General features: G+C 59.6%; 24 protein-coding genes and 1 other RNA gene. 10 read left to right on the top strand and 15 right to left on the bottom strand.

What is annotated here, in order from left to right; translation table 11 throughout:
* Window positions 1–12: 12 nt before the first annotated feature.
* Entirely contained in the window at window positions 13–849 is an 837-nt protein-coding gene (gene dapD, locus ACFOOP_RS05340; RefSeq protein ID WP_379879829.1) for a 2,3,4,5-tetrahydropyridine-2,6-dicarboxylate N-succinyltransferase, read from the top strand.
* A gap of 56 nt (window positions 850–905) precedes the next feature.
* Here dapD and ACFOOP_RS05335 read toward each other — a convergent pair whose 3' ends face one another.
* Entirely contained in the window at window positions 906–1,370 is a 465-nt protein-coding gene (locus ACFOOP_RS05335) for a cupin domain-containing protein (RefSeq protein ID WP_379879828.1), read from the bottom strand.
* Window positions 1,371–1,419: 49 nt separating this feature from the next.
* Here ACFOOP_RS05335 and dapE point away from each other — a divergent pair, with 49 nt between their 5' ends.
* Window positions 1,420–2,586, top strand: a complete 1,167-nt coding sequence (gene dapE / locus ACFOOP_RS05330; RefSeq protein WP_379879827.1) for a succinyl-diaminopimelate desuccinylase — start codon at window positions 1,420–1,422, stop codon at window positions 2,584–2,586.
* 3 nt (window positions 2,587–2,589) lie between these two features.
* Here the strand turns inward: dapE and truA are convergent, their stop codons facing one another.
* Window positions 2,590–3,327 carry a tRNA pseudouridine(38-40) synthase TruA gene (gene truA / locus ACFOOP_RS05325; protein ID WP_379879826.1) on the bottom strand — a complete coding sequence of 246 codons (738 nt, stop codon included), beginning with the start codon at window positions 3,325–3,327 and terminating at the stop codon, window positions 2,590–2,592.
* 36 nt (window positions 3,328–3,363) lie between these two features.
* Here truA and lepB point away from each other — a divergent pair, with 36 nt between their 5' ends.
* The gene (lepB, locus tag ACFOOP_RS05320) at window positions 3,364–4,110 is read left to right on the top strand and encodes a signal peptidase I (RefSeq protein ID WP_379879825.1); all 747 of its coding nucleotides are present in this window, start codon (window positions 3,364–3,366) and stop codon (window positions 4,108–4,110) included.
* A gap of 12 nt (window positions 4,111–4,122) precedes the next feature.
* Here the strand turns inward: lepB and fmt are convergent, their stop codons facing one another.
* Window positions 4,123–5,043, bottom strand: coding sequence for a methionyl-tRNA formyltransferase (gene fmt, locus ACFOOP_RS05315; protein ID WP_379879824.1), 921 nt, complete (start codon window positions 5,041–5,043; stop codon window positions 4,123–4,125).
* A 43-nt stretch (window positions 5,044–5,086) separates the two neighbouring features.
* Window positions 5,087–5,605: a peptide deformylase gene (gene def, locus ACFOOP_RS05310; RefSeq protein WP_379879823.1), complete on the bottom strand. Its 519-nt coding sequence runs from the start codon at window positions 5,603–5,605 to the stop codon at window positions 5,087–5,089.
* Window positions 5,606–5,772: 167 nt separating this feature from the next.
* Between def and rmuC the strand changes: the two genes are divergently transcribed.
* Window positions 5,773–7,521, top strand: coding sequence for a DNA recombination protein RmuC (gene rmuC, locus ACFOOP_RS05305; protein WP_379879822.1), 1,749 nt, complete (start codon window positions 5,773–5,775; stop codon window positions 7,519–7,521).
* 6 nt (window positions 7,522–7,527) lie between these two features.
* Here rmuC and ACFOOP_RS05300 read toward each other — a convergent pair whose 3' ends face one another.
* The 3 genes from ACFOOP_RS05300 to ACFOOP_RS05290 are packed head-to-tail and all read right to left on the bottom strand — an operon-like array spanning window position 7,528 to window position 10,484.
* Window positions 7,528–8,970 (bottom strand): DNA recombination protein RmuC, encoded by a 1,443-nt coding sequence (locus tag ACFOOP_RS05300; RefSeq protein WP_379879821.1) that lies wholly within the window; start codon window positions 8,968–8,970, stop codon window positions 7,528–7,530.
* A 9-nt stretch (window positions 8,971–8,979) separates the two neighbouring features.
* Window positions 8,980–9,420, bottom strand: coding sequence for a GtrA family protein (locus ACFOOP_RS05295; RefSeq protein ID WP_379879820.1), 441 nt, complete (start codon window positions 9,418–9,420; stop codon window positions 8,980–8,982).
* On the bottom strand, window positions 9,417–10,484 hold the full coding sequence (locus tag ACFOOP_RS05290) for a glycosyltransferase family 2 protein (RefSeq protein ID WP_379879819.1): 1,068 nt from the start codon (window positions 10,482–10,484) through the stop codon (window positions 9,417–9,419). Before ACFOOP_RS05290 ends, ACFOOP_RS05295 begins: the two co-directional genes overlap by 4 nt.
* An 83-nt stretch (window positions 10,485–10,567) precedes the next feature.
* On the opposite strand from ACFOOP_RS05290, the gene ACFOOP_RS05285 reads away from it, so the two are divergent.
* Window positions 10,568–11,869, top strand: coding sequence for a glycosyltransferase family 87 protein (locus ACFOOP_RS05285; protein WP_379879818.1), 1,302 nt, complete (start codon window positions 10,568–10,570; stop codon window positions 11,867–11,869).
* Here ACFOOP_RS05285 and ACFOOP_RS05280 read toward each other — a convergent pair.
* Entirely contained in the window at window positions 11,866–12,915 is a 1,050-nt protein-coding gene (locus tag ACFOOP_RS05280) for a glycosyltransferase family 2 protein (RefSeq protein ID WP_379879817.1), read from the bottom strand. The genes ACFOOP_RS05285 and ACFOOP_RS05280 overlap by 4 nt on opposite strands.
* A gap of 82 nt (window positions 12,916–12,997) precedes the next feature.
* On the opposite strand from ACFOOP_RS05280, the gene ACFOOP_RS05275 reads away from it, so the two are divergent.
* Window positions 12,998–14,275: a glycosyltransferase family 87 protein gene (locus tag ACFOOP_RS05275; protein ID WP_379879816.1), complete on the top strand. Its 1,278-nt coding sequence runs from the start codon at window positions 12,998–13,000 to the stop codon at window positions 14,273–14,275.
* On the opposite strand, the gene recR is transcribed toward ACFOOP_RS05275, so the two are convergent.
* On the bottom strand, window positions 14,272–14,877 hold the full coding sequence (gene recR, locus ACFOOP_RS05270) for a recombination mediator RecR (RefSeq protein WP_379879815.1): 606 nt from the start codon (window positions 14,875–14,877) through the stop codon (window positions 14,272–14,274). The two genes, ACFOOP_RS05275 and recR, sit on opposite strands and share 4 nt — an antisense overlap.
* 195 nt (window positions 14,878–15,072) lie before the next feature.
* Between recR and ACFOOP_RS05265 the strand changes: the two genes are divergently transcribed.
* The gene (locus tag ACFOOP_RS05265; protein ID WP_379879814.1) at window positions 15,073–15,783 is read left to right on the top strand and encodes a DUF4386 domain-containing protein; all 711 of its coding nucleotides are present in this window, start codon (window positions 15,073–15,075) and stop codon (window positions 15,781–15,783) included.
* A gap of 73 nt (window positions 15,784–15,856) precedes the next feature.
* Here ACFOOP_RS05265 and ACFOOP_RS05260 read toward each other — a convergent pair whose 3' ends face one another.
* The 5 genes from ACFOOP_RS05260 to ffs form a co-directional block, all read right to left on the bottom strand.
* The gene (locus ACFOOP_RS05260) at window positions 15,857–16,177 is read right to left on the bottom strand and encodes a YbaB/EbfC family nucleoid-associated protein (protein ID WP_379879813.1); all 321 of its coding nucleotides are present in this window, start codon (window positions 16,175–16,177) and stop codon (window positions 15,857–15,859) included.
* Entirely contained in the window at window positions 16,177–17,976 is a 1,800-nt protein-coding gene (locus ACFOOP_RS05255; RefSeq protein WP_379879812.1) for a DNA polymerase III subunit gamma/tau, read from the bottom strand. Before ACFOOP_RS05255 ends, ACFOOP_RS05260 begins: the two co-directional genes overlap by 1 nt.
* A gap of 53 nt (window positions 17,977–18,029) precedes the next feature.
* On the bottom strand, window positions 18,030–18,296 hold the full coding sequence (locus ACFOOP_RS05250; protein WP_379879811.1) for a helix-turn-helix transcriptional regulator: 267 nt from the start codon (window positions 18,294–18,296) through the stop codon (window positions 18,030–18,032).
* Between the two features lie 5 nt (window positions 18,297–18,301).
* Entirely contained in the window at window positions 18,302–18,709 is a 408-nt protein-coding gene (locus tag ACFOOP_RS05245) for a hypothetical protein (protein WP_379879810.1), read from the bottom strand.
* A 129-nt stretch (window positions 18,710–18,838) separates the two neighbouring features.
* An RNA gene (ffs, locus tag ACFOOP_RS05240) (signal recognition particle sRNA small type) lies at window positions 18,839–18,938 on the bottom strand.
* Between the two features lie 146 nt (window positions 18,939–19,084).
* On the opposite strand from ffs, the gene ACFOOP_RS05235 reads away from it, so the two are divergent.
* Together ACFOOP_RS05235 and nudC are read left to right on the top strand one after the other, a co-directional pair.
* A complete protein-coding gene (locus tag ACFOOP_RS05235; RefSeq protein WP_379879809.1) occupies window positions 19,085–19,573 on the top strand; it encodes a hypothetical protein in 489 nt (162 codons plus the stop codon).
* 54 nt (window positions 19,574–19,627) lie between these two features.
* Complete coding sequence (gene nudC / locus ACFOOP_RS05230; RefSeq protein ID WP_379879808.1) at window positions 19,628–20,533, top strand: NAD(+) diphosphatase; 906 nt, start codon at window positions 19,628–19,630, stop codon at window positions 20,531–20,533.
* A 3-nt stretch (window positions 20,534–20,536) separates the two neighbouring features.
* On the opposite strand, the gene ACFOOP_RS05225 is transcribed toward nudC, so the two are convergent.
* Window positions 20,537–21,394 (bottom strand): prephenate dehydratase, encoded by an 858-nt coding sequence (locus ACFOOP_RS05225; protein ID WP_379879807.1) that lies wholly within the window; start codon window positions 21,392–21,394, stop codon window positions 20,537–20,539.
* Window positions 21,395–21,617: 223 nt separating this feature from the next.
* On the opposite strand from ACFOOP_RS05225, the gene ACFOOP_RS05220 reads away from it, so the two are divergent.
* A complete protein-coding gene (locus ACFOOP_RS05220) occupies window positions 21,618–22,262 on the top strand; it encodes a c-type cytochrome (RefSeq protein ID WP_379879806.1) in 645 nt (214 codons plus the stop codon).
* Window positions 22,263–22,301: the final 39 nt, after the last annotated feature.

Here is a 22,301-nt window from a genome sequence, read left to right as displayed (position 1 = left end):
CAAAGTAAAATCATGACAGACCATTCTTCGCTCCAAGCCGTCATCGACACCGCATGGGAAGACCGCGCAAACGTGTCGCTGGGCACAAAAGGCGAAATTCGCGACGCCGTGAACGAAGCGCTTTTATTGCTCGACAGAGGCGCCGCACGCGTCGCTGAGCCGCATAAAGGCGGCAATGTCATCGACTGGCGCGTCAATCAGTGGCTGAAAAAAGCGGTGCTGCTTTCATTCCGGCTAAATGACAACGGGCTGATCGAAGGCGCGAACGGCCCCTGGTGGGACAAGGCCGCAACGAAATTTGAAGGCTGGACAAAAGACGACTTCAAGAAAGGCGGCTTTCGCGTCGTTCCGCCCGCGACCGTGAGGCGCGGATCGTTCATAGCAAAAAACGCTGTTCTGATGCCGTCCTATGTCAATATCGGCGCATATGTGGATGAAGGCGCGATGATCGACACCTGGGCGACAGTCGGCTCCTGCGCGCAGATCGGCAAGAACTGCCACATCTCCGGCGGCGCAGGCATCGGCGGCGTTCTGGAGCCGTTGCAGGCGAATCCGGTCGTCATTGAAGACAATTGCTTTATCGGCGCCCGCGCAGAGGTCGCCGAAGGCGTCATCGTGCGCGAAGGCTCGGTCCTGTCCATGGGCGTTTATCTCGGCGCCTCGACGAAGATCGTCAATCGCGAGACCGGCGCCGTCACCTATGGCGAAGTCCCGCCTTATTCCGTTGTCGTTTCCGGTTCCATGCCGTCAGCGAAAGGCGGACCTAATCTTTATTGCGCCGTCATTGTCAAACAGGTCGACGAAAAGACCCGCTCCAAAACATCTGTGAACGAATTACTGCGCGACTAGGGCCTCGCCGATTGCATTTTCCAACGGAAACCGGCCTCTCCCCTTCCTGAACACGTTCAGTAAGCTTCACCGTTCTTGCGGAAGAATTTCCAGGCGCCGTTTTCCTTGACGACTTTCATATCACCCGCGGGATCGGTATAGCTCGCGACCTCGTCCTGCGCGCGGGTTCCCACTTCAAGCAAGACCGCATAGGCGTCTGAACGGTTGACGACCATATGACCGTTTGGGGCACCCGCTTTGAACGTCGCCACATCACCGGCGCGCAACACAGTTTCACCATCATCCTCGACCAGCACCGCTTCGCCTTCGAGCATATAGATCAGTTCGTCTTCCTTGAGGTGCCAATGCTGATGGGCGGAGGCGGCGCTCGGCGCGAGACGCGTCAGATTAACGCCGAACTGGTCGAGGCCCCCAAGATCGCCAAGGGCGATTTTCGACCGGCCCTTGCAGTGGTCCGCGAGCTTGCCCGGATAAACGCAGCTCGTCCGCACGGGAGCGTCGGAAAGGTCGAGTTTGGGCATAAAGAGGCTCCTGCTTGTTTCGGCTTCGCGGCTAGTCTACCTCAGGCCCATGAGCGAGATCGATACACAATTATACGACCCGGTGGAGATCGCGCGCGCGCTCATCCGCTGCCCGTCCGTCACGCCCGCAGATGAAGGCGCGCTGGATGTCTTGCAAAAAGCGCTGACCGGTCTCGGATTCCGCTGCACGCGCCTTCCCTTTGAGGAAGTCGACAATCTCTACGCAGAAATTGGCGAGGGGCGCCCGCATTTATGTTTCGCGGGGCATACCGATGTGGTGCCGCCGGGCGACACCGAAGACTGGACCTCACCGCCTTTCGATGCGGCAGTGAAAGACGGCAAGCTCTGGGGACGCGGCGCGTCCGACATGAAAGGCGCCATCGCCGCTTTTGTCGCCGCCGCGTCACGGGCGCTCAAAGACGGCAAGACCAAAGGCAAGCTCTCGCTTCTCATCACTGGCGACGAAGAAGCCAAGGGCGTCAACGGCACCGTCAAAGTTTTACAGTGGCTGCGCGATCAAAATATCAACATCGACCACTGCCTTGTGGGCGAACCTTCAAATCCCGACGCCATGGGCGACATGATCAAGGTCGGTCGCCGTGGATCGATCAATTGCTGGCTCACCATCACCGGCAAACAGGGCCATGTGGCCTATCCCCACCGCGCCTCGAACCCTATCCCGGCATTACTGCGCAAGCTGTTGCATTTGAGCGAAACGCCGCTTGATGAAGGCTATGAACGGTTCCAGCCGTCGAGCCTTCAGGTGACGGACATCCATATCGGCAATCCGGCGCATAATGTCATTCCCGGCAAGGCGTCGGCGCGGTTTAACATCCGCTTCAATCCCACCTGGACGGGGCTCAGCATTCAGGACTGGTTGCGCGCGCAACTCGATCCCATCGCGAAACAGATCAACGCCGCCTACCAGCTTGATTGCGTCGTTTCCGGTGAAGCGTTTCTGACAACGGACACACAGTTTCTCGGGCTGCTTTCCTCCTGCATCGAAGAGAAAACCGGACGCAAGCCGGAATATTCAACCTCAGGCGGAACATCCGACGCCCGCTTCATCAAGGACTATGCGCCCGTGGCGGAGTTCGGCCTCGTTGGCGCGACCATGCATCAAGTGGACGAGCATGTGGATGTGGGCGATATCGAGCTTCTAGCCGATATCTATGCGGCAATCATTGCACGCTATTTTGAGGTTGCTGCTAAATAGCGATCAATAGTCCGCGCGCAGAAAATAGAGGCCGTCAGGCGGCGCGACCGGGCCGCAGCGCGCGCGGTCGGCAGCCTCCAGCGCGGCCTTCAAATCGCGCGCGCGCCATTTGCCCTTGCCGACTTCAACAAGCGAGCCAACGAAAGACCGTACCTGATTGTGCAGGAAAGACCGAGCGGCGCATCGGATATAAATATCTTCGCCAAGACGCAAGACCGAAATTTCATTCAGCGTTTTCACCGGCGTCTCCGACTGGCATTTAGCGGACCGGAAGGTGGTGAAGTCATGCTTGCCCAACAAAACCTGCGCGGCGTTGTCCATGGTTTCGGCGTCGAGCCTGGAGGAAACCCGCCATGCGCGGCCGCGATCAAGCGCCAGCGGTGTCCGCCGGTTGACGAGGCGATATTCATAGGCCCGCCCTACACAGGAAAACCGGGCGTGGAAATCATCCGCGACCCTTTCCGCCGCCAAAATAACGATCGGGGCTGGCCGCAAATGCTGGTTCAGCGCGTCGCGCACAACATCGGGGCGCCAGTCCTTTTCCAACTCAACATGAGCCGCCATCGCGAGCGCATGCACGCCCGAATCGGTTCGTCCCGCCGCATGAGCGCTTACGGTTTCACCGCAAAAAGCCTTAACGGCGCGCTCAACGGCCTCTTGAATCGACAGCCCGTTCTCCTGGCGCTGCCAGCCGACGAAATCGGCGCCGTCATATTCGAGAATGAGTTTGTAGCGAACCATGGCGGGAGCTATATTTCCAACTTCACGGAGGATGCAATGCTTTCAAAACTGCCCTGGAAGAAGATCAGATCGGAATTCCTGTTTTTCGCCTGTATTCTCGCGGTCTTGCTGACCTTCCGGACGACCGCCTATGGCATGTATTTCATCCCCAGCGAAAGCATGTTGCCGACCCTGGCGGTGGGCGATCGCATTCTCGTCAATAAATTCGCTTATGGCTATTCCCGCCACTCCGTACCCTTTTCCATCGGGCCGGAAATCGCGACGCCCACTGGACGCCTTTTCGGCAGATTACCCGCACACGGCGACCTTGTGGTATTCAAACATCCGGACTCCAGAGAAACGCTGATCAAGCGGGTCATCGGCTTGCCAGGCGATACTATCGAGCTGCGCGAAGGCCGCCTCTTCCTCAATGACGCAGAAGCCCCGCGCGTGCTCGACGACCTGTTCCGCTATCGCGAACATCACGGCGGCGTCGCCAGCGTCGCGGCGTTTTCCGAAACCCTTCCTGGCGGGCGCGAACATGAAATCTATGAGCGCGGTGACAATTATCGCGGCGATGATTTCGGCCCGGCGGTCATTCCCGCAAACCATCTCTTTGTTATGGGCGATAATCGCGACAATTCCATCGACAGCCGCTTTCCTTATCCGGGCGTTGGGTTCCTGCCTGTCGAAAATCTTGTCGGGCGCGCTGATCTGTTGATGTTTTCTCTCAACAGACAGCGTGAGGAAGAAGACCTGAAGAAACTGAAACGCCAACGCAGTTTCATGGCGCCCCTGCAATAAAACGCCGCCTCGTTACGAAACACGCGCGCCTTGTTTCAAAGGAAATCCGCGCAGAAACTCTTCCGCGTTTTGTACTTTTTTACCGGCGCGCTGGAGACTGCTCAGCTCGACAGCGACGTCGCCGCAGGCGATCACGAGCTTTCCATCCGTATCGAGAATATCTCCAGGGGTACCGGTTCCAGCTGCCTGGTTTGACATCAGCGCTTTCACGCGTTCGCCATCGGCCTCAAACCAGGCGCCCGGGAAAGGCGACAGGCCGCGAATATTGCAATCAATCTCAGCAGCCGGGCGCGACCAGTCGATGCGCGCTTCCTTCGCGCTGATTTTATGGGCGTAGATGACGCCCTCTTCCGCCTGCGGCGTCGCCACAAGCCCGCCGCGCTCAAGCGCCGCCAGCGCAACCGGCGCAATCCGGGCCGCAACGCCGGAAAGCTTGTCATGGAGGCTGCCGGCAGTGTCATTGGCTGCGATGGGAACGGTTTCAGAGAGCAGGATCGCGCCCGTGTCGAGTCCCGCCTCCATCTGCATCACCTGGACGCCGGTCACCTTGTCGCCCGCCATGATCGCCCGCTGGATCGGCGCGGCTCCGCGCCAGCGCGGCAGGAGCGAGGCGTGGAGGTTGAGGCAGCCATGGCGAGGAGCGTCGAGCAAGGCTTGCGGCAGGATGACGCCATAGGCGACGACAATCGCCGCATCGAGATCGAGTGCCGAGAAGGCGTTGATCTCTTCGCGGGTTTTGAAATTTTTCGGTGTCCGCACCTCAAGACCGTTTGCTTGGGCGAAAGCATGCACAGGCGAGGGCTTCAATTTGTGGCCGCGCCCTGAAGGCGCCGGCGCCCGGGAATAGACCGCCGCAATCTCATGGCCCGCCGCGATCAGCTCGGCGAGCACAGCGACGGAAAAATCGGGCGTTCCCATAAAGGCGAGGCGCATGGGTCAGGTTCCTGCCGAAATCGCTGCTGCGGGAAGCCCCGCCCTACATGGCCGCGGCGAGGCGCTGTTCTTTCTTGAGTTTCTTCAACACCCGTTCGCGCTTCAGGCGCGAGAGGTGGTCGATGAAAAGAACCCCTTCGAGATGATCCATCTCATGCTGGATACAGGTGGCGATCAGCCCCTCGGCCTCGAGGATCTGTTCATTTCCGTCATAATCGAGATATTTGACGCGGCAGCGAGCAGGACGCTCCACCTCGTCGAAATATTCGGGCACGGAAAGGCAGCCCTCTTCATAGACGCTCATGTCCTCGGATGGATCAAGAATTTCCGGATTGACGAAATAGAGCGGCGCCGGCTCCTCGTCCTTGCCAGCCAGATCCATGACGATGACGCGGACGGGCGCGCCGACCTGGATCGCGGCGAGCCCGATCCCCGGCGCGTCATACATCGTCTCAAGCATGTCATCCATGAGCGCGCGCAACGCGTCATCCACCTTGTCGACGGGCTTTGACACCTCGCGCAGGCGCGGATCGGGCGCGGTCAGGATTTCTCTAATGGCCATGGCCCTCACCTATGGTCGGCGGCCTTGTCCGTCAAGACTCCGGCGCGGCTTCCCAATTACCCCACGCGCAACTCCCGGGCGAAACATGGTTAACGCTAAACCCTCGCTTTTGATGGGATTTTCCCATATGGTCGGCTCAGTTTGTGTTCCTTGTTGGGGGTTCGACAATGCAGACGCTGTCGCCGTCGGTCCAAAATCAGGCCGAAGGCATCGAAAGCGTGGGAGAAACTGCGCAGACTGAAACCCAGACACCGGCGCCGCTGATCAGCGGCCCGGCCCCTGCTCTATGGGCTGGAGTCGGCGCCTTTCTGCTTATCTTCATCATCGGCATGATGTTGATCATTCGCGGACGCGTCACTCGTCCGGCCAAGCGTCGCGCCGAAGTCGCTGGCACAACATATTTCGAACCGGCTGGCGAGGACGCCGACATCACATTCGATGATGACGACTCGCTTCACGCCGATGCTAAAACGGCGGACCCTGACGACGCGCGCTGGCGTGACGAAGAGGTTGGCGACACTGAAGTTATCATCGAACGCAGCGACGCCCAGGAAGCCGAAAGCACGGAGGCCCATCACGAGGAAGAAGTCGAACCGCTTTTTGACGAACCTCTCGATAAACCTCAGAAAAAGAAGTCAGCTTTCGCCGGCCTGTTTTCGAAGAAGCAACCGCAAGAGGTAGCCTCTGAGCCGGAAAGCGAACCTTTCTATGATGAAGAGGAAGAAGAAGGCTTCTTCGCCGCCGCTAAAGAGCATACAGCCGAACCGGTAGCGCAACCCATCCGCCACGAAGCTCCTTCGAGCGTCGACACCGAACGCCTGGCGCACGCTGAAGAGGCCGCGCAAGCGGCGCTAAAGCGCGCCGAAGAAGCCGAAGCCCTCGCCCGCGATTTAAAACTCGCCAATGAGGAAGCGCAAAACGTCATGAATATCGGTTTGCGGAAAAGAGAAGCGGCCCTCGACGAACGCGCCAGCGCGCTGATCGCCATGGAGAAACGGCTTGCGGCGCTCGCCGACGAATTTCAACAGCGCGGCGAGGCGGAGGCGCGAGCTGCGCAACTTTCACCGGGGCAAGCGGCTGCTTTCCATGACGCCCCCACAGGCGTTTCCGAAGCGCATTTCGCTGAATTCGCCGATCTGATGGGCGAGCAGTTTGATGCGCTGCGCGGCGCCGTCAACGCCGCTATCGAGAAACTGTCCCGGCGCATCGACACCCTGCCTGTGGCGCAGTCCGCCGCAGCAACGGCGACGGCGGCGCGTGTTCAGCTATCGGATCTGCTTGGCGATGCGCTGGCGCCCGGACGCTTCAAACTGGCGCAAAAACTTTCAACCGGCCGCACCGCAGACGCGCTCATCATCATGCCGGGCCCCATGGCCCCGATCGCCGTCGATGCGCGTTTTCCCACGGAGGCGTTCGACGCCTGGCAGCTATCGCGCAACGCCGGCACTGAAACCGAATTACGCCGGGCGATCCTGCGCCATATCGCGGACGGCGCCGAAAAACTGATCTCGCCGGAAGAGACCACAGACTGCGCAATGATGTTCGTGCCGTCAGAAAACATCCTCTCCGAACTGCATGCGCATTTTTCCGACCTGGTGCAGGAAAGCTATCGTGCGCGAGTCTGGATGGTGTCGCCGACCTCATTAATGGCGACGCTCCACACCATAAGCGCCGTCATGGCCGGCGCCGGCATCAAGGAAATGAGCTCGGTCAATATGGTCGACGAGCTTCACGATCTTCGCAGCCGCGTCGCGACGCTTGAAAGCCAGCGCAAGAACGGGTCGACCTCAACGCATGCGGAAAAGCCTGCGCCGAAACCGGAAACGTCCTACAAGCCGGCGGAGTACAGCGATGTCTTTGAAAACGTTCCGCATGAAGCGGGCGGCGAAGATAAACCGCCCTTCCCGCTGCGTTAATTGCGCTTACGCGGCATCCTGAGAATTGTCGCCATCGTCCTCTTCGAACAGATCGCCGCTGACGTCGCGTAAAAGCCGCGGCGTTTCTTCCACAGGCGAAAGCGCTTCAATGTCGGTTTCAATGCCCGGAATTTCATATTCCGCGAATTTACGGGCCCGGGAAAGAACACGGGATTCAAATCCGCCCACCGTAGAATTGTATTTGCCGATGGCGGTCGACAGCGCCTTTCCGACCCCGCCAAGATTTCTGCTCATGACCGACAAGCTGTCATACAAGTCCTTCGCCATAGCCGCGACCGCTTGTGCATTCTCCGTCATTTTTTCCTGACGCCAGTTAAGCGCCGCCGATTTCAACATCGCTATCAGGATCGTCGGCGATGCTATGAGAATCTTGCGGTCGAAAGCGTCCTGATAAAGCTGTGGGCGCGCTTCGAGCGCAGCGGAGAAATAATTTTCACCCGGCACGAACATGACAACGTAATCCAGCGAATCCTTCAGCGACGCAGCATATTCCTTCGCCGACAGGCTCTTCACATGCTTCCAGAGGTCGTCCGCATGGCGCGCAAGATGCGCCGCGCGCGCATCATCCGCCTCAGCATCGATCGCGTCGAGATAAGCCCCAAGGGAAACCTTGGAATCGACGGCGACGACACGTCCGCCGGGCAGGCGCACCACCATATCGGGTTGTTTGCGGCGCTGTTCAGCGTCGTCATGGCTCGCCTGTTCGACAAAATCCACATAGGCCGCCATACCCGCAATCTCGACCACATTGCGCAGCTGTTCTTCGCCCCAGCGGCCTCTTGTTTTCGGGCCCGCGCGCAAGGCCGCCGCGAGTTTTTGCGCTTCAGCGCGAACATCATGGGTTTGTTTTGTCAGCTCGCCGATCTGGCTCGCCAACTCGCCACGAGACTTGTTCTGCTCGTTACGCATTTCCGCAAGGCCTTTTTCATAGCGGGTGAGGGTCTCGCTGACGGGCTTGAGCAAATCATCAAGCGCCTTGCTGCGTTTTTCGCCTTCGCTCTGCGCCTTCTCGCTATAGCGCTGGAATGTTTCCGCTGCGCGTTTCAGAAACGCCTCATTAGCACCTTCCAGAAGCTGTGCTGTCGTCGCCTTGAATTCCGTTTCCATCCGGGTTTTCAATTCGGCGAGCGCGCGTTCACGCTCTGCGATGGTGGCGCGGCTTACCGCAACATCGCTTTGCAGATCTTCTCTTTGTTGTTTGACGTGATCCAGTTCGTCACGAACCGCATCAAAAGCGCTGAGTTGTTCTTCCGCTTTGGCGAGGCGGATACGCGCGTCTTCAAGCTCGCTGCGCCGGGCATTGGCGTTCTTGCCCGCGCGCCAGGACTGAACGGCGAAAAAGACCGCGGCGGCACACAACCCAAGGACCACCCAGAAGGCGGCGGCGTCCGGCGGCAGTCCTGCATCTTTGAGAAAAGCGTAGATCATCGCCCATTTTTAGGGCGATTCGGCCTCTTTTACCGGCGCTTCTTCCCCAGCCTTGAAGACCAGCATCGCGCTCGCGAAATAATTGATGAAAACGGTGACCGCGATGGCGGAAAATTTGGCGAGGAAAGGCCCGATAAGAGGCGCGAGCCAGAAAACCAGCCCTGTGGAAATCGCCAGAGATAAAAGATGGGCGGCGCAGAATTTGCCATACCCCCGAAGCGACAGCGCCGCCGGGCCGTTCACCCCCCGGAATGTCACCCGAGAATTGACCACATAGCTGAAGGGATTGGTGACGCCGAAGGCGAGAATATTGGCGATCGCCGGGGGAATCCCCAACAACACACCGGCGCTGTAAACGCTGAAATCGACGATCGTGTTGGCGACGCCCACAATGCCGAAAAGGATGAGCCCGCGCCCGTGTTGTTTTACTTTCTCGGGATATGAAGTCACGCCACGGACCGTCCGGTAGAGCTTGCGGCGCCCGCCTCATCTGTGGCCATGTCACCTGTAGCCGCTTCAACGGAAGACGCCTCGACCGCATTGGTGAAATAGAGCGGGCGCTGTTTCGTCTCGTTGAAGACCCGGCCGAGATATTCCCCCATCACGCCGAGCACCATCAACTGCACGCCGCCAAGAAACAGCGTGAGCGCGGCGAGCGTTGCAAATCCCTGCACCGGATCGCCGAAAATAAGTTTTTTCACAATGTAAAAGACGCCCAGCAAAAATGCGAAACCGGCGACAACAAACCCCAGATAGGAGGAAAGCTTCAGCGGCGCCAGCGTCGATGATGTCATTCCTTCAAGCGAGAGATTCCAGAGCTTCCAGTAATTCCATTTCGTCGTTCCTGCTTCACGGGACGCACGATCATATTGAACGGTCGTCGAAGGAAACCCGGCCCAGGCGAAAACACCTTTCATAAATCGATGCTGCTCGCGCAAGGTGCAGACGGCGTCAACCACCTTGCGGCTCATCAGTCGAAAGTCACCGACATTCTCCGGAATAGGGGTTGGACCGACATGACGCATCATCCGATAGAACGCGGCGGCGGTCGCCTTTTTCAGCCAGCTTTCGCCGGCGCGCGTCAACCTTTGTCCGTATACGACGTCATATCCCTTGCGCCACCCGGCAATCATGTCTTCGATCACATATGGCGGATCCTGAAGATCGGCGTCCATCACAACGACGGCGTCTCCGCGCGCATGATCAAGCCCGGCGGTGAGCGCAATCTCTTTTCCGAAATTGCGGCTCATATCCACAATCGTCGTGTTGGGATGAATATTCCGCAACTCACGCATCTTGAGAAGGGTGAGGTCGAGGCTGCCGTCATTTACGAAGACGATCTCAAAAGGCTGGGCAAGGCGGCGCATAGTTTTCGACACGGCCTTGTGAAAGGCGACGATCGTATCCGCCTCGTTATAGGCAGGGCAGACAATGGACAAAAGCGCCGGGGCCGTTTGCGGGCGCGGCGTAACGCCTGTGTCCGGATCGATGACGTCGTTCGGGGCTGGCAGCATGAGGCGGGCGCTTTCCAAAAGGTTGGTTAACCAGTTCCAAACTAAACCTTTCTTTATTTCCCAGAGGTAAACGGAAAGCCGTTATGACCGTAGAGACCGCCAGCCCTGCGCCCTCGCCCGGCGACGCGCCCAGCGCGCCATCCGGAAGCTTCGCGGCGCGCTATCCCTTGCTGTATGGGCTTGCGACCAATCCCGGCCTGAAAGTCCTATGGGCCGCGAGCGCTGTCGCGCTCTTGCTCTATGGCGCGACCTTCGCCCGGACCGTGCTTGCATCGAAGGATTTCGTCATATCCGACATCGCGGTGGTCGGCGGCGATTTCACGACGTTCTGGATCGCGGCCAAGACCCTCCTCGCCGACGGCCCGCTCGCGCTCTACCAACCGGACACACTGAATACACGGCTTGAAGCGGCCTTTCCGTTGAGCCGGGACGTCATGCTTTTCTGGCAATACCCGCCCACATTCTATTTCATTGTGGCGCCGCTAGCGTTCCTGTCTTACCCCGCAGCGCTTTGCGGCTGGATGGCGGTCACCACCAGCGCCGCCGGCGGTGCTCTTGCCATTCTTTGGCGGAGCAGAACCCCTCTACTCGTGGCTTTCGCTTCAGCCGCCGCATGGCAGGCGTGGATTACAGGACAAACGGGGTTTCTGACCGCGGCCCTGGTGACCTTGGCCGCGGGCTGGGCGGACCGGCGGCCTGTTATCGCAGGCATTGCGGCCGGACTGTTGACGGTGAAGCCGCAGCTTGGCCTTTTGATCCCTGTCGCTTACGCCGCCGCCGGATGCTGGCGCGCCTTTGGCGCGGCGGCGGTCACCGCCATCCTCCTCGCAGGCTTGAGCGTTGTCTTCTTTGGCGTTGAGAGCTGGGTTGGTTTTTTTGAAGCCATGGGCGCCCAGGGCGCACGCTTGAGCCTGTCCAGCTTCCCCCAATACAAACTGATCACCCCTTACGGCTTTCTCACCACATTGGGGACGCCGGCGGGCCTGGCGATTTTCATTCAGGGGCTCGTGGCGCTCGCTCTTGCAGCGTTTGTTTTTGGCGTCTGGCGAAAAAGCCTGTCATGGGAGACCCGGCTGATCGCACTGGCCGCAGCAACTCCGCTGGCGGCGCCATATGTCTTTTATTATGAGGCGCCGATTTTTTTCGCGGCGATGATCATGCTCGCCAAATGCGGAATTGAGCGCGGCTGGCTCCGTTTTGAAAAACAGGGCCTGATGGCTTTGTGGATTTTGCCAGCCTTTACGCCAGGGCCGGACTGGTTGCCCATCTCAGCGCTGATCGCCTTCGCCGCATTCGGCTTGTGCGCATGCCGCGTCCTGCACGACTGCCCGCTGGACTTACGCGACTACAGCTTTTCTACAAAGAATAAGGGACTTGTCGCCTAGGCGACGGACGAGACCGACACCGGGCCGGCGATGTTTTGTGATGACGCTTCGACGGTAGAGGCTTCAATGCTCGTTGTAAAATAAAGCGGGCGTTGCTTTGTTTCATTGAATATCCGGCCGAGATACTCGCCCATCACACCCAGCACCATGAGCTGCAATCCGCCGAGAAACAGGACCAGCGCGGCGAGCGTCGGAAAGCCCGGCGCCGGATCGCCCACCATCGCCGCTTTCGCAACCACAAAAGCTCCGTACACAAAAGAAAGCGCCGCAACGGCGGTTCCGATATAGGTGGAGATTTTTAGCGGCGCCAATGTGTGCGACGTGACGCCTTCAATCGAGAAATTCCAGAGCTTCCAGAAGCTCCACTTAGACGCCCCGGCATAGCGCGTTTCCACGTCGAATGGCACCGCCTTGGCGGGAAAGCCGACCCAGGCGAAAACGCCTTTCATAAAACGGTGATGCTCGCGAACGGAACGCACCGCATCCGCCGCCCGCCGACTCATGAGGCGAAAGTCGCCTGCATTGGGCGGAATGGGAGAGCGCCCGATGCTGTTCATGACGCGGTAAAACGCGGTCGCCGTGGCGCGGCGCAGAAAGCCTTCATCTTCGCGGCCTCTACGCTGTCCATAGACAACGTCATAGCCTTCGCGCCAGCCGGCGATCATCTCTTCGATCACCTGCGGCGGATGCTGAAGATCAGCGTCGATAATGACCACGGCGTCGCCGCGCGCATGGTCGAGACCGGCGGAGACCGCCACTTCCTTACCGAAATTGCGGCTGAGATCGATGATCGTCGTGTTGGCATGAGCCTCGCGCAATTCGCGCATTTTCAGGATCGTATCATCGCGGCTGCCGTCATTGACGAACACGACCTCAAAAGACTGCGCGATATGGCGCATGACTTTCGCCACCGCCTTGTGAAATGGAATGATGTTTTCCGCCTCGTTAAAAGCCGGGCAGACAATCGACAGGAGCGCGGGCGCGGTTTCGGCGCGCGGGCGCAGGCCCGGAGGGGCGTCACTTGTATTGTTCTGGCTGGGCGTCATGGAAAAGCGCTCTTCAAAGCAGTCGGTTAACCGGCCCTAAACTAAACCTTTCTTTATTTCCCAGAGGTAAACGGAATGGGTCATGACCACAGAGGCCGCCAGCTCCGCCCCTCCTCATGCAGAGGAGCGCATATGCCCGCCCGGCGGCTTCGCCGAGCGCTACCCAATCCTCTATGCGCTTTTTGGCGCTCCTTCGCCGAGGACGATCCTGCTGGTCTCGCTATTCGCTTTTGCGCTTTACGCGACCATTATCATCCGAGGCGCGCTCGAATCTGAGAACTTTGTCCTGCCCGGCATCGCCGTGATCGGCGGCGATTTCACTGTCTTCTGGATGGCGGCCAAAACCCTTTTCGCCGAAGGGCCGGGCGCGCTTTATCAGCCCGGCGTGTTGAATGAGCGGCTCGGCGCCGCCTTTCCCACCTACGGACAGTTCTCGCTGTTCTGGCAATACCCGCCGACAATCTATTTCCTGGTCGCCCCGCTTGCCGCCTTGCCATATCCTGCAGCGCTTGCCGCATGGGGCGCAGCAACCGCAGGGTTCGCCGCCGGCGTAATCAGAAGTCTGTGGCGCGCGCGCTTGCCGCTAATTGTCGGCTTCGCCTCAGCCGCCGCCTATCAGGGATGGATCACCGGTCAGACCGGATTTTTGACGGCGGCGCTTCTGACGCTCGCGGCGGGACATGCCGACCGGCGCCCCCTAATCGCAGGGATCGCGGCCGGGCTACTCACCTTCAAACCGCAGCTTGGTCTTCTCATCCCGGTCGCCTACGCCGCCGCCGGATGCTGGCGCGCTTTTGGCGCAGCGGCGGTGACGGGCGTGTTGATGGCGGGTCTTAGCGTTCTGTTCTTTGGCGCCGACACATGGCTCGCCTTTTTCGACGCCATCACCGCCCATGGCGAGCGCATGAGCGAATTGATCTTTCCCGATCACAAGCTGATTACGCCTTATGGGTTTTTCATGACCCTTGGTGCGCTGTCATCGCTCGCCTTCGCCGTACAAGCCGCGGCCAGTCTAGCGCTCGCCGTCTTTGTTTTCATGGTGTGGCGACGGAGCGACGCATGGGAGACGCGTCTTTTCACGCTCATCCCCGCCGCTGCGCTGGCGACGCCTTATGCGTTTTATTATGAAGCGCCCATCTTCATCCCGGCGCTGATCATTCTTGCAAAACGCGCCATGGAAAAAGGCTGGCTGCCTTTTGAAAAACAGGCGCTGATCGCCTTGTGGTTCCTGCCGGTGCTAACGCCGGGGCCCCACGCGATTCCGGTTCCGGCAATGATCGCCTTCGCCGCCTTCGCCATTTGCGCGCGCCGCGCGGCGCATGAATGCGGGTTCAAGCTCCCGCAGATCAAAGCGGCCTAAAAAGGCCTTCTTGATTTCATCGCCGCCGCCAGCGTTCCCTCGTCGAGATAATCAAGCTCACCCCCGACAGGTACGCCCTGGGAAAGCCGCGTGACGGCAAGCCCGGAGGTTTCGAGATGCTCGGTCAGATAATGCGCCGTCGTCTGACCGTCGACGGTCGCCGGGAGCGCGAGGATGATTTCACTGATCAGCCCGTCTTTCGCCCGCGCAATGAGCGAACCCAGATTCAAGTCGTCTGGGCCAATTCCGTCGAGCGGCGAGAGCAACGCGCCCAGCACATGATAGCGGCCCTTATGCGCCCCGGCGCGTTCGAGCGCCCAGAGATCGCCCACATCCTGAACCACGCAGAGAATGGAACTGTCGCGGTCAACGTCGGCGCAGACGGCGCAGGGGTCGATCGAATCCCAGTTGCCGCAGACCGAACACGCCTTCACTTTGTTGGCCGCATCGTCGAGGGCGAAGGCGAGCGGGCGCATCACCGGATCGCGTTTTTTCAAAAGATAAAGCGCAGCGCGTTTGGCCGAGCGCGGCCCCAAGCCCGGCATCTTTGCAAGGAGGTCAATCAGGCGCTGTAACTCGGGACCGATGGTGGCGGCGGGCATGAGGACGCTTTCACAAGGCAATCACAAAAGGTGGTTATGCTGCCTTCCGCCATGAACTGGCAAGCCATCGATTTGCCCTCGCGCAGGATTGATCCCTCCGGCATTCCTACCGGTCTGCCGGCAAAGGCCTTGCCGCCGCGCCCATCATCCCAAATACTGCCTAGAAATTGTTTGGAATATGCAGAGGAGAGAACCATGGTCGCAGCGCCGGAAACATCGAATGCAACGCTCGGCCGGCTCGCCGGCGCCGCCTATGTGAGCCTTGTGATTACCGGCATTTTCGGGCTCGCCTATGCGCCAAAAAAGCTGGGACTTTCTTCCGACGATCCGCAAGCCGTTTATAACGCGATTAGCGAGGCGACATTCTTTTACAGCGCGAGCGTGGTGACGGAACTTGTCTGCTATGCGCTGTTCGCAATTGTCGGCGTGTTTTTATACCGCCTGTTCTCCTCGCGCGCGCCGTCTTTGTCGCTGATCATGCTGGTGCTCGTCGCGGCGAGCGTGCCGATTTCTTACATAGCCATGGCGCAAAAGGTTGAAGTGCTCGACATTGCGCGCGGGTCGGGCGATTTCGCAGCGCTTGCCGCCAGCGAACGTCCGGCGGCGGTTGCGGAGATGCTGAACGCCTATTCAGCCTATACGAGCATGGCGGAAATTTTCTGGGGCTTGTGGCTGATCCCCTTTGGCATGCTGGTTCTGAAAACCCGCTATATTCCGCGTCTTCTCGGCCTGCTGTTGGTGCTCGGCGGGCTTGGCTATATCGCCAATGATTTCGGGCCGATGCTCTTTCCCGCCTATAAGGGCACGATGGCTTACGACATCGCCTCAATGCCTTCTTCCTTTGGCGAGATCAGCGCGGCGCTGTGGCTGCTTATCTTCGGCGCAAAGAAAGATGAGACCGCATAAACCTAGCCGATCTCCCGTACGCGATGCGGCGCGTCAGCGCTGCTTCGCAGAAACGGGATGACCGGGGAGTGGTTTAAAACGGCAGCTTCATGCCCGGCGGCAGCGGCAACCCCGCGGTCATTTTTTTCATCTGATCTTCGGTCTGTTTTTCGAGTTTCGCTTTCGCGTCGTTGATCGCGGCGGCGATGAGGTCTTCGAGGATTTCGGCGTCGTCTTCCTTCATCAGGGAACGCTCGATGGCGACGGCCTTCGCATAGCCCTTGCCGTTCAGCACCACTTTCACCATGCCGGCGCCGGCCTCACCCGTCGCCTCAATGTAGGCGAGTTTTTCCTGCATTTCCTGCATCTTGGCCTGCATCTGGCCGGCCTGCTTCATGATCTCGTTCAAATCCATTACGCTTTTCCTGTCTCTTTGCGCGCCGCTATCGCATCGGCCACCGCATCGTCATCGGGGTCGATAGGCGCGTCTTCTTCGTCTTCGTCAGTTACGGGGGCGACAATTGTGTCGGCCTCGCGGATCGCCGTCACTTTGGCGTCGGGAAATAGTTCCAGCGCCTTTTGCACCATGGGATGGGCCATCACTTCGCGCGTACGCGCGTCGCGCACCGTCTCCTCACCTTCATGCTCCGAAGTAACCGAGATGACCCATGGCTTTCCTGTCCATTCTTTCAGACGCAGGGTCAGCCGGTTGGCGAGATCGCGCGGCGCATCATTGTGAAGTCGAAGCTCGATCTTGCCTTCGCGGAACGACACGATGTGAACATAGGACTCAAGCTCGGTGCGGAGCTTTGCGTCGCGCATGCGGCCCGCGAGTTTAACCACATCATCAAACGCGCGAAGCCACGGACCTCCGTCCGCAGGCCGTTGCGACATGGACGGCTTGATGTCGATCACCTGCGCGGTGTGTTGCGGCGGCGACTCTTGATGGTGCGCGCTGGCGGGCGCCCGCTGCGGCGAAGATGATTGCGCCGTCGAGCCTACCCCGTCGCTATTGTTTTTTTTTAAGGCTTTGAGCGCCTCATCAGGCGTCGGCAGATCCGCCGCGAAGCACAGACGGATCAGCGCCATCTCTCCCGAGGCGGCGGCATCCGGCGCCATTTGCGTTTCCGTGAGGCCCTTCATCAATAGCGACCAGACGCGCGTGAGCGCATTCATTTCCAGCCCTGTCGCCATGGCTTTGGCGCGCTCTGCATCCGCCTCACCTGCGGGCCCATGTGACGCGGCGGTCGGGCCCGCAGCCTTGATCCGTGTCAGCAAATGCGTGAGGTCAAGGAGGTCGCGCAAAATCTGCGCCGGTTCCGCGCCTGCAGCATATTGCGACCGGAAGTTTTCGAGCGCGGTTTTGGCGTCGCCCTTCATCGCCGCTTCCAAGAGCGCCCAGACCGAGGAACGGTCCGCAAGACCCAGCATATCGCGGATCATGTCAGCGCTGACGATTTCTTCTCCTTGCGCAGCATGCTGAACAATCGCCTGATCGAGGATGGAGAGCGCATCACGGACCGAGCCTTCGGCCGCGCGCGCGATCATCCACAAACCATCGCGATCGACCTTCACCTTTTCCTGTTCGGCGATGCTGGCGAGGTGGTCGGTCAAGACTTCCGGATCAATGCGGCGCAGATCGAAACGCTGACAGCGCGACAGCACCGTGACGGGCAACTTTCTGATCTCCGTCGTCGCGAAGATAAACTTCACATGGGGCGGCGGTTCTTCGAGCGTCTTCAACAGCGCATTGAACGCCGCCGTCGAGAGCATGTGAACCTCATCGATGATGTAGACCTTGTAGCGCGCCTCAACCGGGGCGTAGCGCACGCCCTCAATCAACTCGCGAATATCGCCGACGCCCGTGCGCGAGGCGGCGTCCATTTCCATGACATCCGGGTGGCGGCTTTCAGCGATGGCTTTGCAGTGAAGCCCGTTCTCCGCCATGTCGATCTGCGGGCCATTGTCTTCGCCATTGGGGCCCACATAATTCAGGGCGCGGGCGAGAATGCGCGCCGTTGTGGTTTTCCCGACCCCGCGCACGCCAGTCAGAATATAAGCATGGGCGATACGGTTAGCGGCGAAGGCGTTTTTCAGCGTCTTCACCATGGGGCCATGGCCGATCAGATCATCGAAATTTTGCGGACGGTATTTGCGCGCCAGCACCTGATAGGCGCCGCCGCTTTTCCCGCTATCTGTTTCCTGTTCCGCCATTACGCTCCAGCCATACCCCCCGCCAGCGAATATGGCGGTGCGGGCCGCGCTTCTCAACCGTCCTTTTTCACCGCATTTTTCTGGAGCTTCAAAAAGGCGGCGTCGGCGTCCGGTTCGTACTGAAAGACATCGCTGAAGGGAACGCCGAAGACCGCGGCGATGCGGAACGCCGCCTCCAGCGAGGGCGCGTATTTGCCCTTTTCGATGGCGGCGACGGTCTGGCGGGTCATGCCAATGCGCGCGGCGAGATCGCCCTGGCTGATATCGCCATGTTCAGCGCGCAAAACACGAATGCGGTTGGTGACAGGCGTTTTCCCCATCCGGGTCAGGCGCTCCGGCGATAAAGGAACACCTGATAGGCATTCTTGGCGATCTCAGACGCGGCAAGGCCAAGAAAGAGAATGTTCGCGATAAGGTAGTAGCCCTTGAAGAGCGCCACCGCGAGGGCGGCGAAGGTCCAGGCGCCGAGCACGTAGCCCGCGAGTTCGTCCGACCGCAACGAGATCCGCCGGTCGCGCTCATCGGCGGCCTCATCGCCAGTCCGCACTGCGAAGATGGCGACAATGACATGCGCGACGACCACGATCACCACGAAGCCGATAATGGTTCCAAGCATCATTCCCGTCGTCCCGGCGCCGAAGTTTTCAGCTTCGCGGAGTGCAAGCGCATAGCAGCCGAACACCCAGACCATGGCCGCGAGCACGATCCACGAACTGATTTCCCTGAACGACATGGCTGTCTCTCCTGTTTATATAATGCAACATAATGTTAGATATGTTTTACATTATGTCAATAATAGAACACAGAAAATACACCCTACCGCGGGAGATTCTGTCGTACAGGCTTAAAATGTCATGAAAATCAGGGTGGAAGACTGAACGACCCGCGGCTGAAACTCGTTGTGGCTGCTTCCTTCCGGACCTGACCAGGTTGGCGAGAGCTACGTCCGCCAGTCTTCCGGGAGCCTATATCTGCGCTCGGCTTCGTGAATGCAAGGGGGCCGCTTCGTGATCCCGCGTGACCGGACGCTTGTGATAGATGGCGCTTCAGCATTCAGATCAGAACGGCGTCGCCGGGGCATGGCACGCATCAACGGGGGGGCGAACCCATGAAAAAACTCATCTCACTTTTCCCCTGGGCCGGCGGGCTCTTCATTTCGGCGATCTTTCTCGACTCGCTGCGCTTCAAATTCACCGGTCACCCAACGCCGCAGCATATCTTCTCAACGCTGAAGGAATGGTCCGGCATCGGGCTGTTTTATCCGGCAGGTCCCTGGATCATCGGGCTTGGCGAATTGTTATCGTCTATACTGTTGATCGGTCTGCCGGTGCTGTTTCTTCTCATGAACCGCAAGGCGCTGGTTGCGCCGGCGCAGTTTCTCGGCGCCCTTGTCGCCATTGGCATCATGAGCGGCGCAATCACCTTTCACCTGTTTACGCCGCTCGGCATCGAGACGCCGACAGAGTGGGTGAACGGCGCGCCGACAGAATTTTCCCCGGCGCTTTTCTATGCGGCATGCGTCAGCTGGGTTTGCGCGTTGATTATTCTCTTCATTCACCGCAGCGCCATTGGCTTTTTCCTGCGCCCGAAGGTGTAATTCCACAGCGCATGAAGCTTGCGCAGGGGCCGCGGGCGGGCGACAAACACGCCCATGAAACACGGAACCAATCCGAACTGGTTTGCGAACAGCCCCCTGTCGCGCGTCAATATCGAAAAGGATCAGGAGGCGTTTTTCAACGCGCGCCTCGCAGACCCAAAAAGCCTTGTCATCCCATTATGGCGCGGCGACCCGTTGATGACGGATGGAAGCCCCGCGTTTCTTTCCGTCGGCGCGCTGTCGCAATTTCCAAAAGATGCGCCAGTCATTCTTTTGGGAATGAAAGACGAGCGCGCCTATTTCGCCGTCGATGTCTCCGCCGCCGAGAGCGCGGAGACGGCGCCCTTTGCTGATATTGGCGACTATGTTCAACTTCGCATCGCCGCCGGGGTTTTAACACGCGACGACCTCGCCATTATCGGGCAAGGCCGCTGGTATTTCGAATGGCGCAGGAAACATAGATTTTGCGGCAATTGCGGCGGAGAAACGCGGCTTGAAGCGGGCGGCGCCAAGAGCCGCTGCACCCGATGCGAGGAAGAACATTTCCCGCGCATCAATCCGGTCGCCATCATGCTCGCTATTCATGACAACGCCTGCCTGCTAGGCCGCGGACATCAGTTCCCGCCAGGCTTTGTCTCTGCGCTCGCCGGTTTCGTCGAGGCCGGCGAAACGCCGGAAGAATGCGCACGCCGCGAGTTGTTCGAAGAAGCGGGCGTCGTCATCGACGATGTCCGTTACCAGTTCTCGCAACCATGGCCCTTCACCTGTTCTTTGATGATGGGCTTTATCGCCGAGGCCGAAGGGCGCGAAATCAATCTCGATATGGAGGAGCTTGCAGAAGCGCGCTGGTGCGACAAGGCCGACGTGATCGCCGTCCTCAATAACGAAACCCGCGACTTCAATGTCCCGCCCAAATTCACTATCGCCCGGCAATTGCTGGAACGCTGGGTGAAGGAATAGCGGCTATTCCCCGCGCTCACGGCCTTTTTTATAGACGCCCAAAATTTTCAGCGACGACGAAAAGAAGCTCAATTCCTCAAGCGCAAGGCGCACGGGCTCGTGGCTCGGGTGGCCTTCGACATCAGCGTAAAACATGGTCGCGGAGAACGATCCGCCAAGCTGATAGCTTTCGAGCTTGGTCATGTTGACGCCATTGGTCGCGAAACCGCCAAGCGCTTTATAGAGCGCCGCCGGAATGTTCCGTACCTCAAAGATGAAGCTCGTCACCACCGGGCCGTCATCAGGCGAGGCGTCCATGGGCTCATGCGCCATCTCAAGGAAGCGCGTCGTATTGTGAGGCGCATCCTCAATATTCCCCTTCAGGATATTGAGGCCGTAAAGCTCCGCCGCCAGAACAGAGGCGACCACCGCCTCATCCATGTGGTTTGACTCGGCAAGGCGGCGTGCGGCGCCCGCCGTGTCCCCGGCGGTTTCGGGACGGATATTGTGAGCGTGGAGAAACTCCCGCACTTGCGCGAGCGCCACCGGGTGGGAGCGCGCAATCTTGATATCCTCGAACTTCGCCCCGGGCTTCGCCATCAGATGGTGCTCAACGGGGAGGAAGTGCTCGGCGATGATATGGAGGCCCGCGCGCGGCAGAAGGTGGTGGATGTCCCCGACCCGGCCGGCAAGGGAGTTTTCCACGGGCAGCATGGCCCGCTCTGCCCGCCCTTCGGCCACCGCCTCGACCGCCTCGTCAAAAGCGCCGCAGGGCAAGGGCTCGTAATCGGGCGCATAGCGGCGGCAGGCGAGCTCTGAAAAAGCCCCCGGCTCGCCCTGATAGGCGATGCGTTTCTTCTGTCCTGCCGCGGCGTCGGTCATGGCGCGTTCCTGTCCGTTCTTCCAAACCCCTTCAGGGCCGTCGGGGCTTATGCACAAACAAGGCCTTAAGGGCAATCGCAGGGCCGCATCCCCCGCGCGAAAAGGCCGCGCGGGCCGTGCGCCAAAGCCGCATTGCGCGCCGCGGAGAAGGCCGTTAGAACCCGCCCGGCTTTATCTGGCATTCCCGCCCGCTTTGCGCCGGGCCAACCTACCGGGACGACACATGAAAGATCCGCTTTTTGGGAACAAGCTCGCTGCGGCGCTCCTCACCGCTGCGCTTTTGGTCTTCGGCCTGCCACAGCTGACGAAGGCGCTGATCGGCGGCGGTCATCATGGCGGCCATGGGGGCGAACTGCATCTGGCCTATGGCGGCGAACTTGACCTCGGCGCGAGCGCCGGCCCCGTTGAAGCTGCGCCGAAAGTCGATCTCGGCACGCTGCTCGCCAATGCCAGCGCAGCCGGCGGCGAGCGCCGGGCGGCGCTCTGCAAGTCCTGCCACACCTTCGACAAAGGCGGCGCTAACGGCACAGGCCCTAATCTCTGGGGCGTTGTCGGCCGCGAACTCGCGAGCCATGCCGGCTTCAACTATACGAGCGCGCTGCAGGAAGCCGGCGGCGCCTGGTCCTATGACCGCCTCGACGCGTATCTGAAGAATTCGCAGGAATATATTCCAGGCACCGCCATGGTGCAGCGCTTCGCCAAAGACGAGCAACGCGCTGATATTCTAGCTTATCTCTCAACACTTGATGACACGCCGGTTGCGTTCCCCGCGCCGGCCGCGCCCGAAATCGACACTGCCGAAGAAGTGCTTGAAAACGAGCCTGTTGAAGGCCCTGGCGACGCCAACCCGGAACCCGAAGGCCACTAACAACCTTCACTTTCAGTAATCAAAAAGGCTTCGCTTAAA

Source organism: Hyphococcus aureus (assembly GCF_042643165.1).
In the GTDB taxonomy this organism is placed as follows: domain Bacteria; phylum Pseudomonadota; class Alphaproteobacteria; order Caulobacterales; family Parvularculaceae; genus Hyphococcus; species Hyphococcus aureus.
The sequence above is the reverse complement of the archived record's forward strand: the minus strand, read 5'-3'. Positions and strand labels throughout refer to the sequence as shown.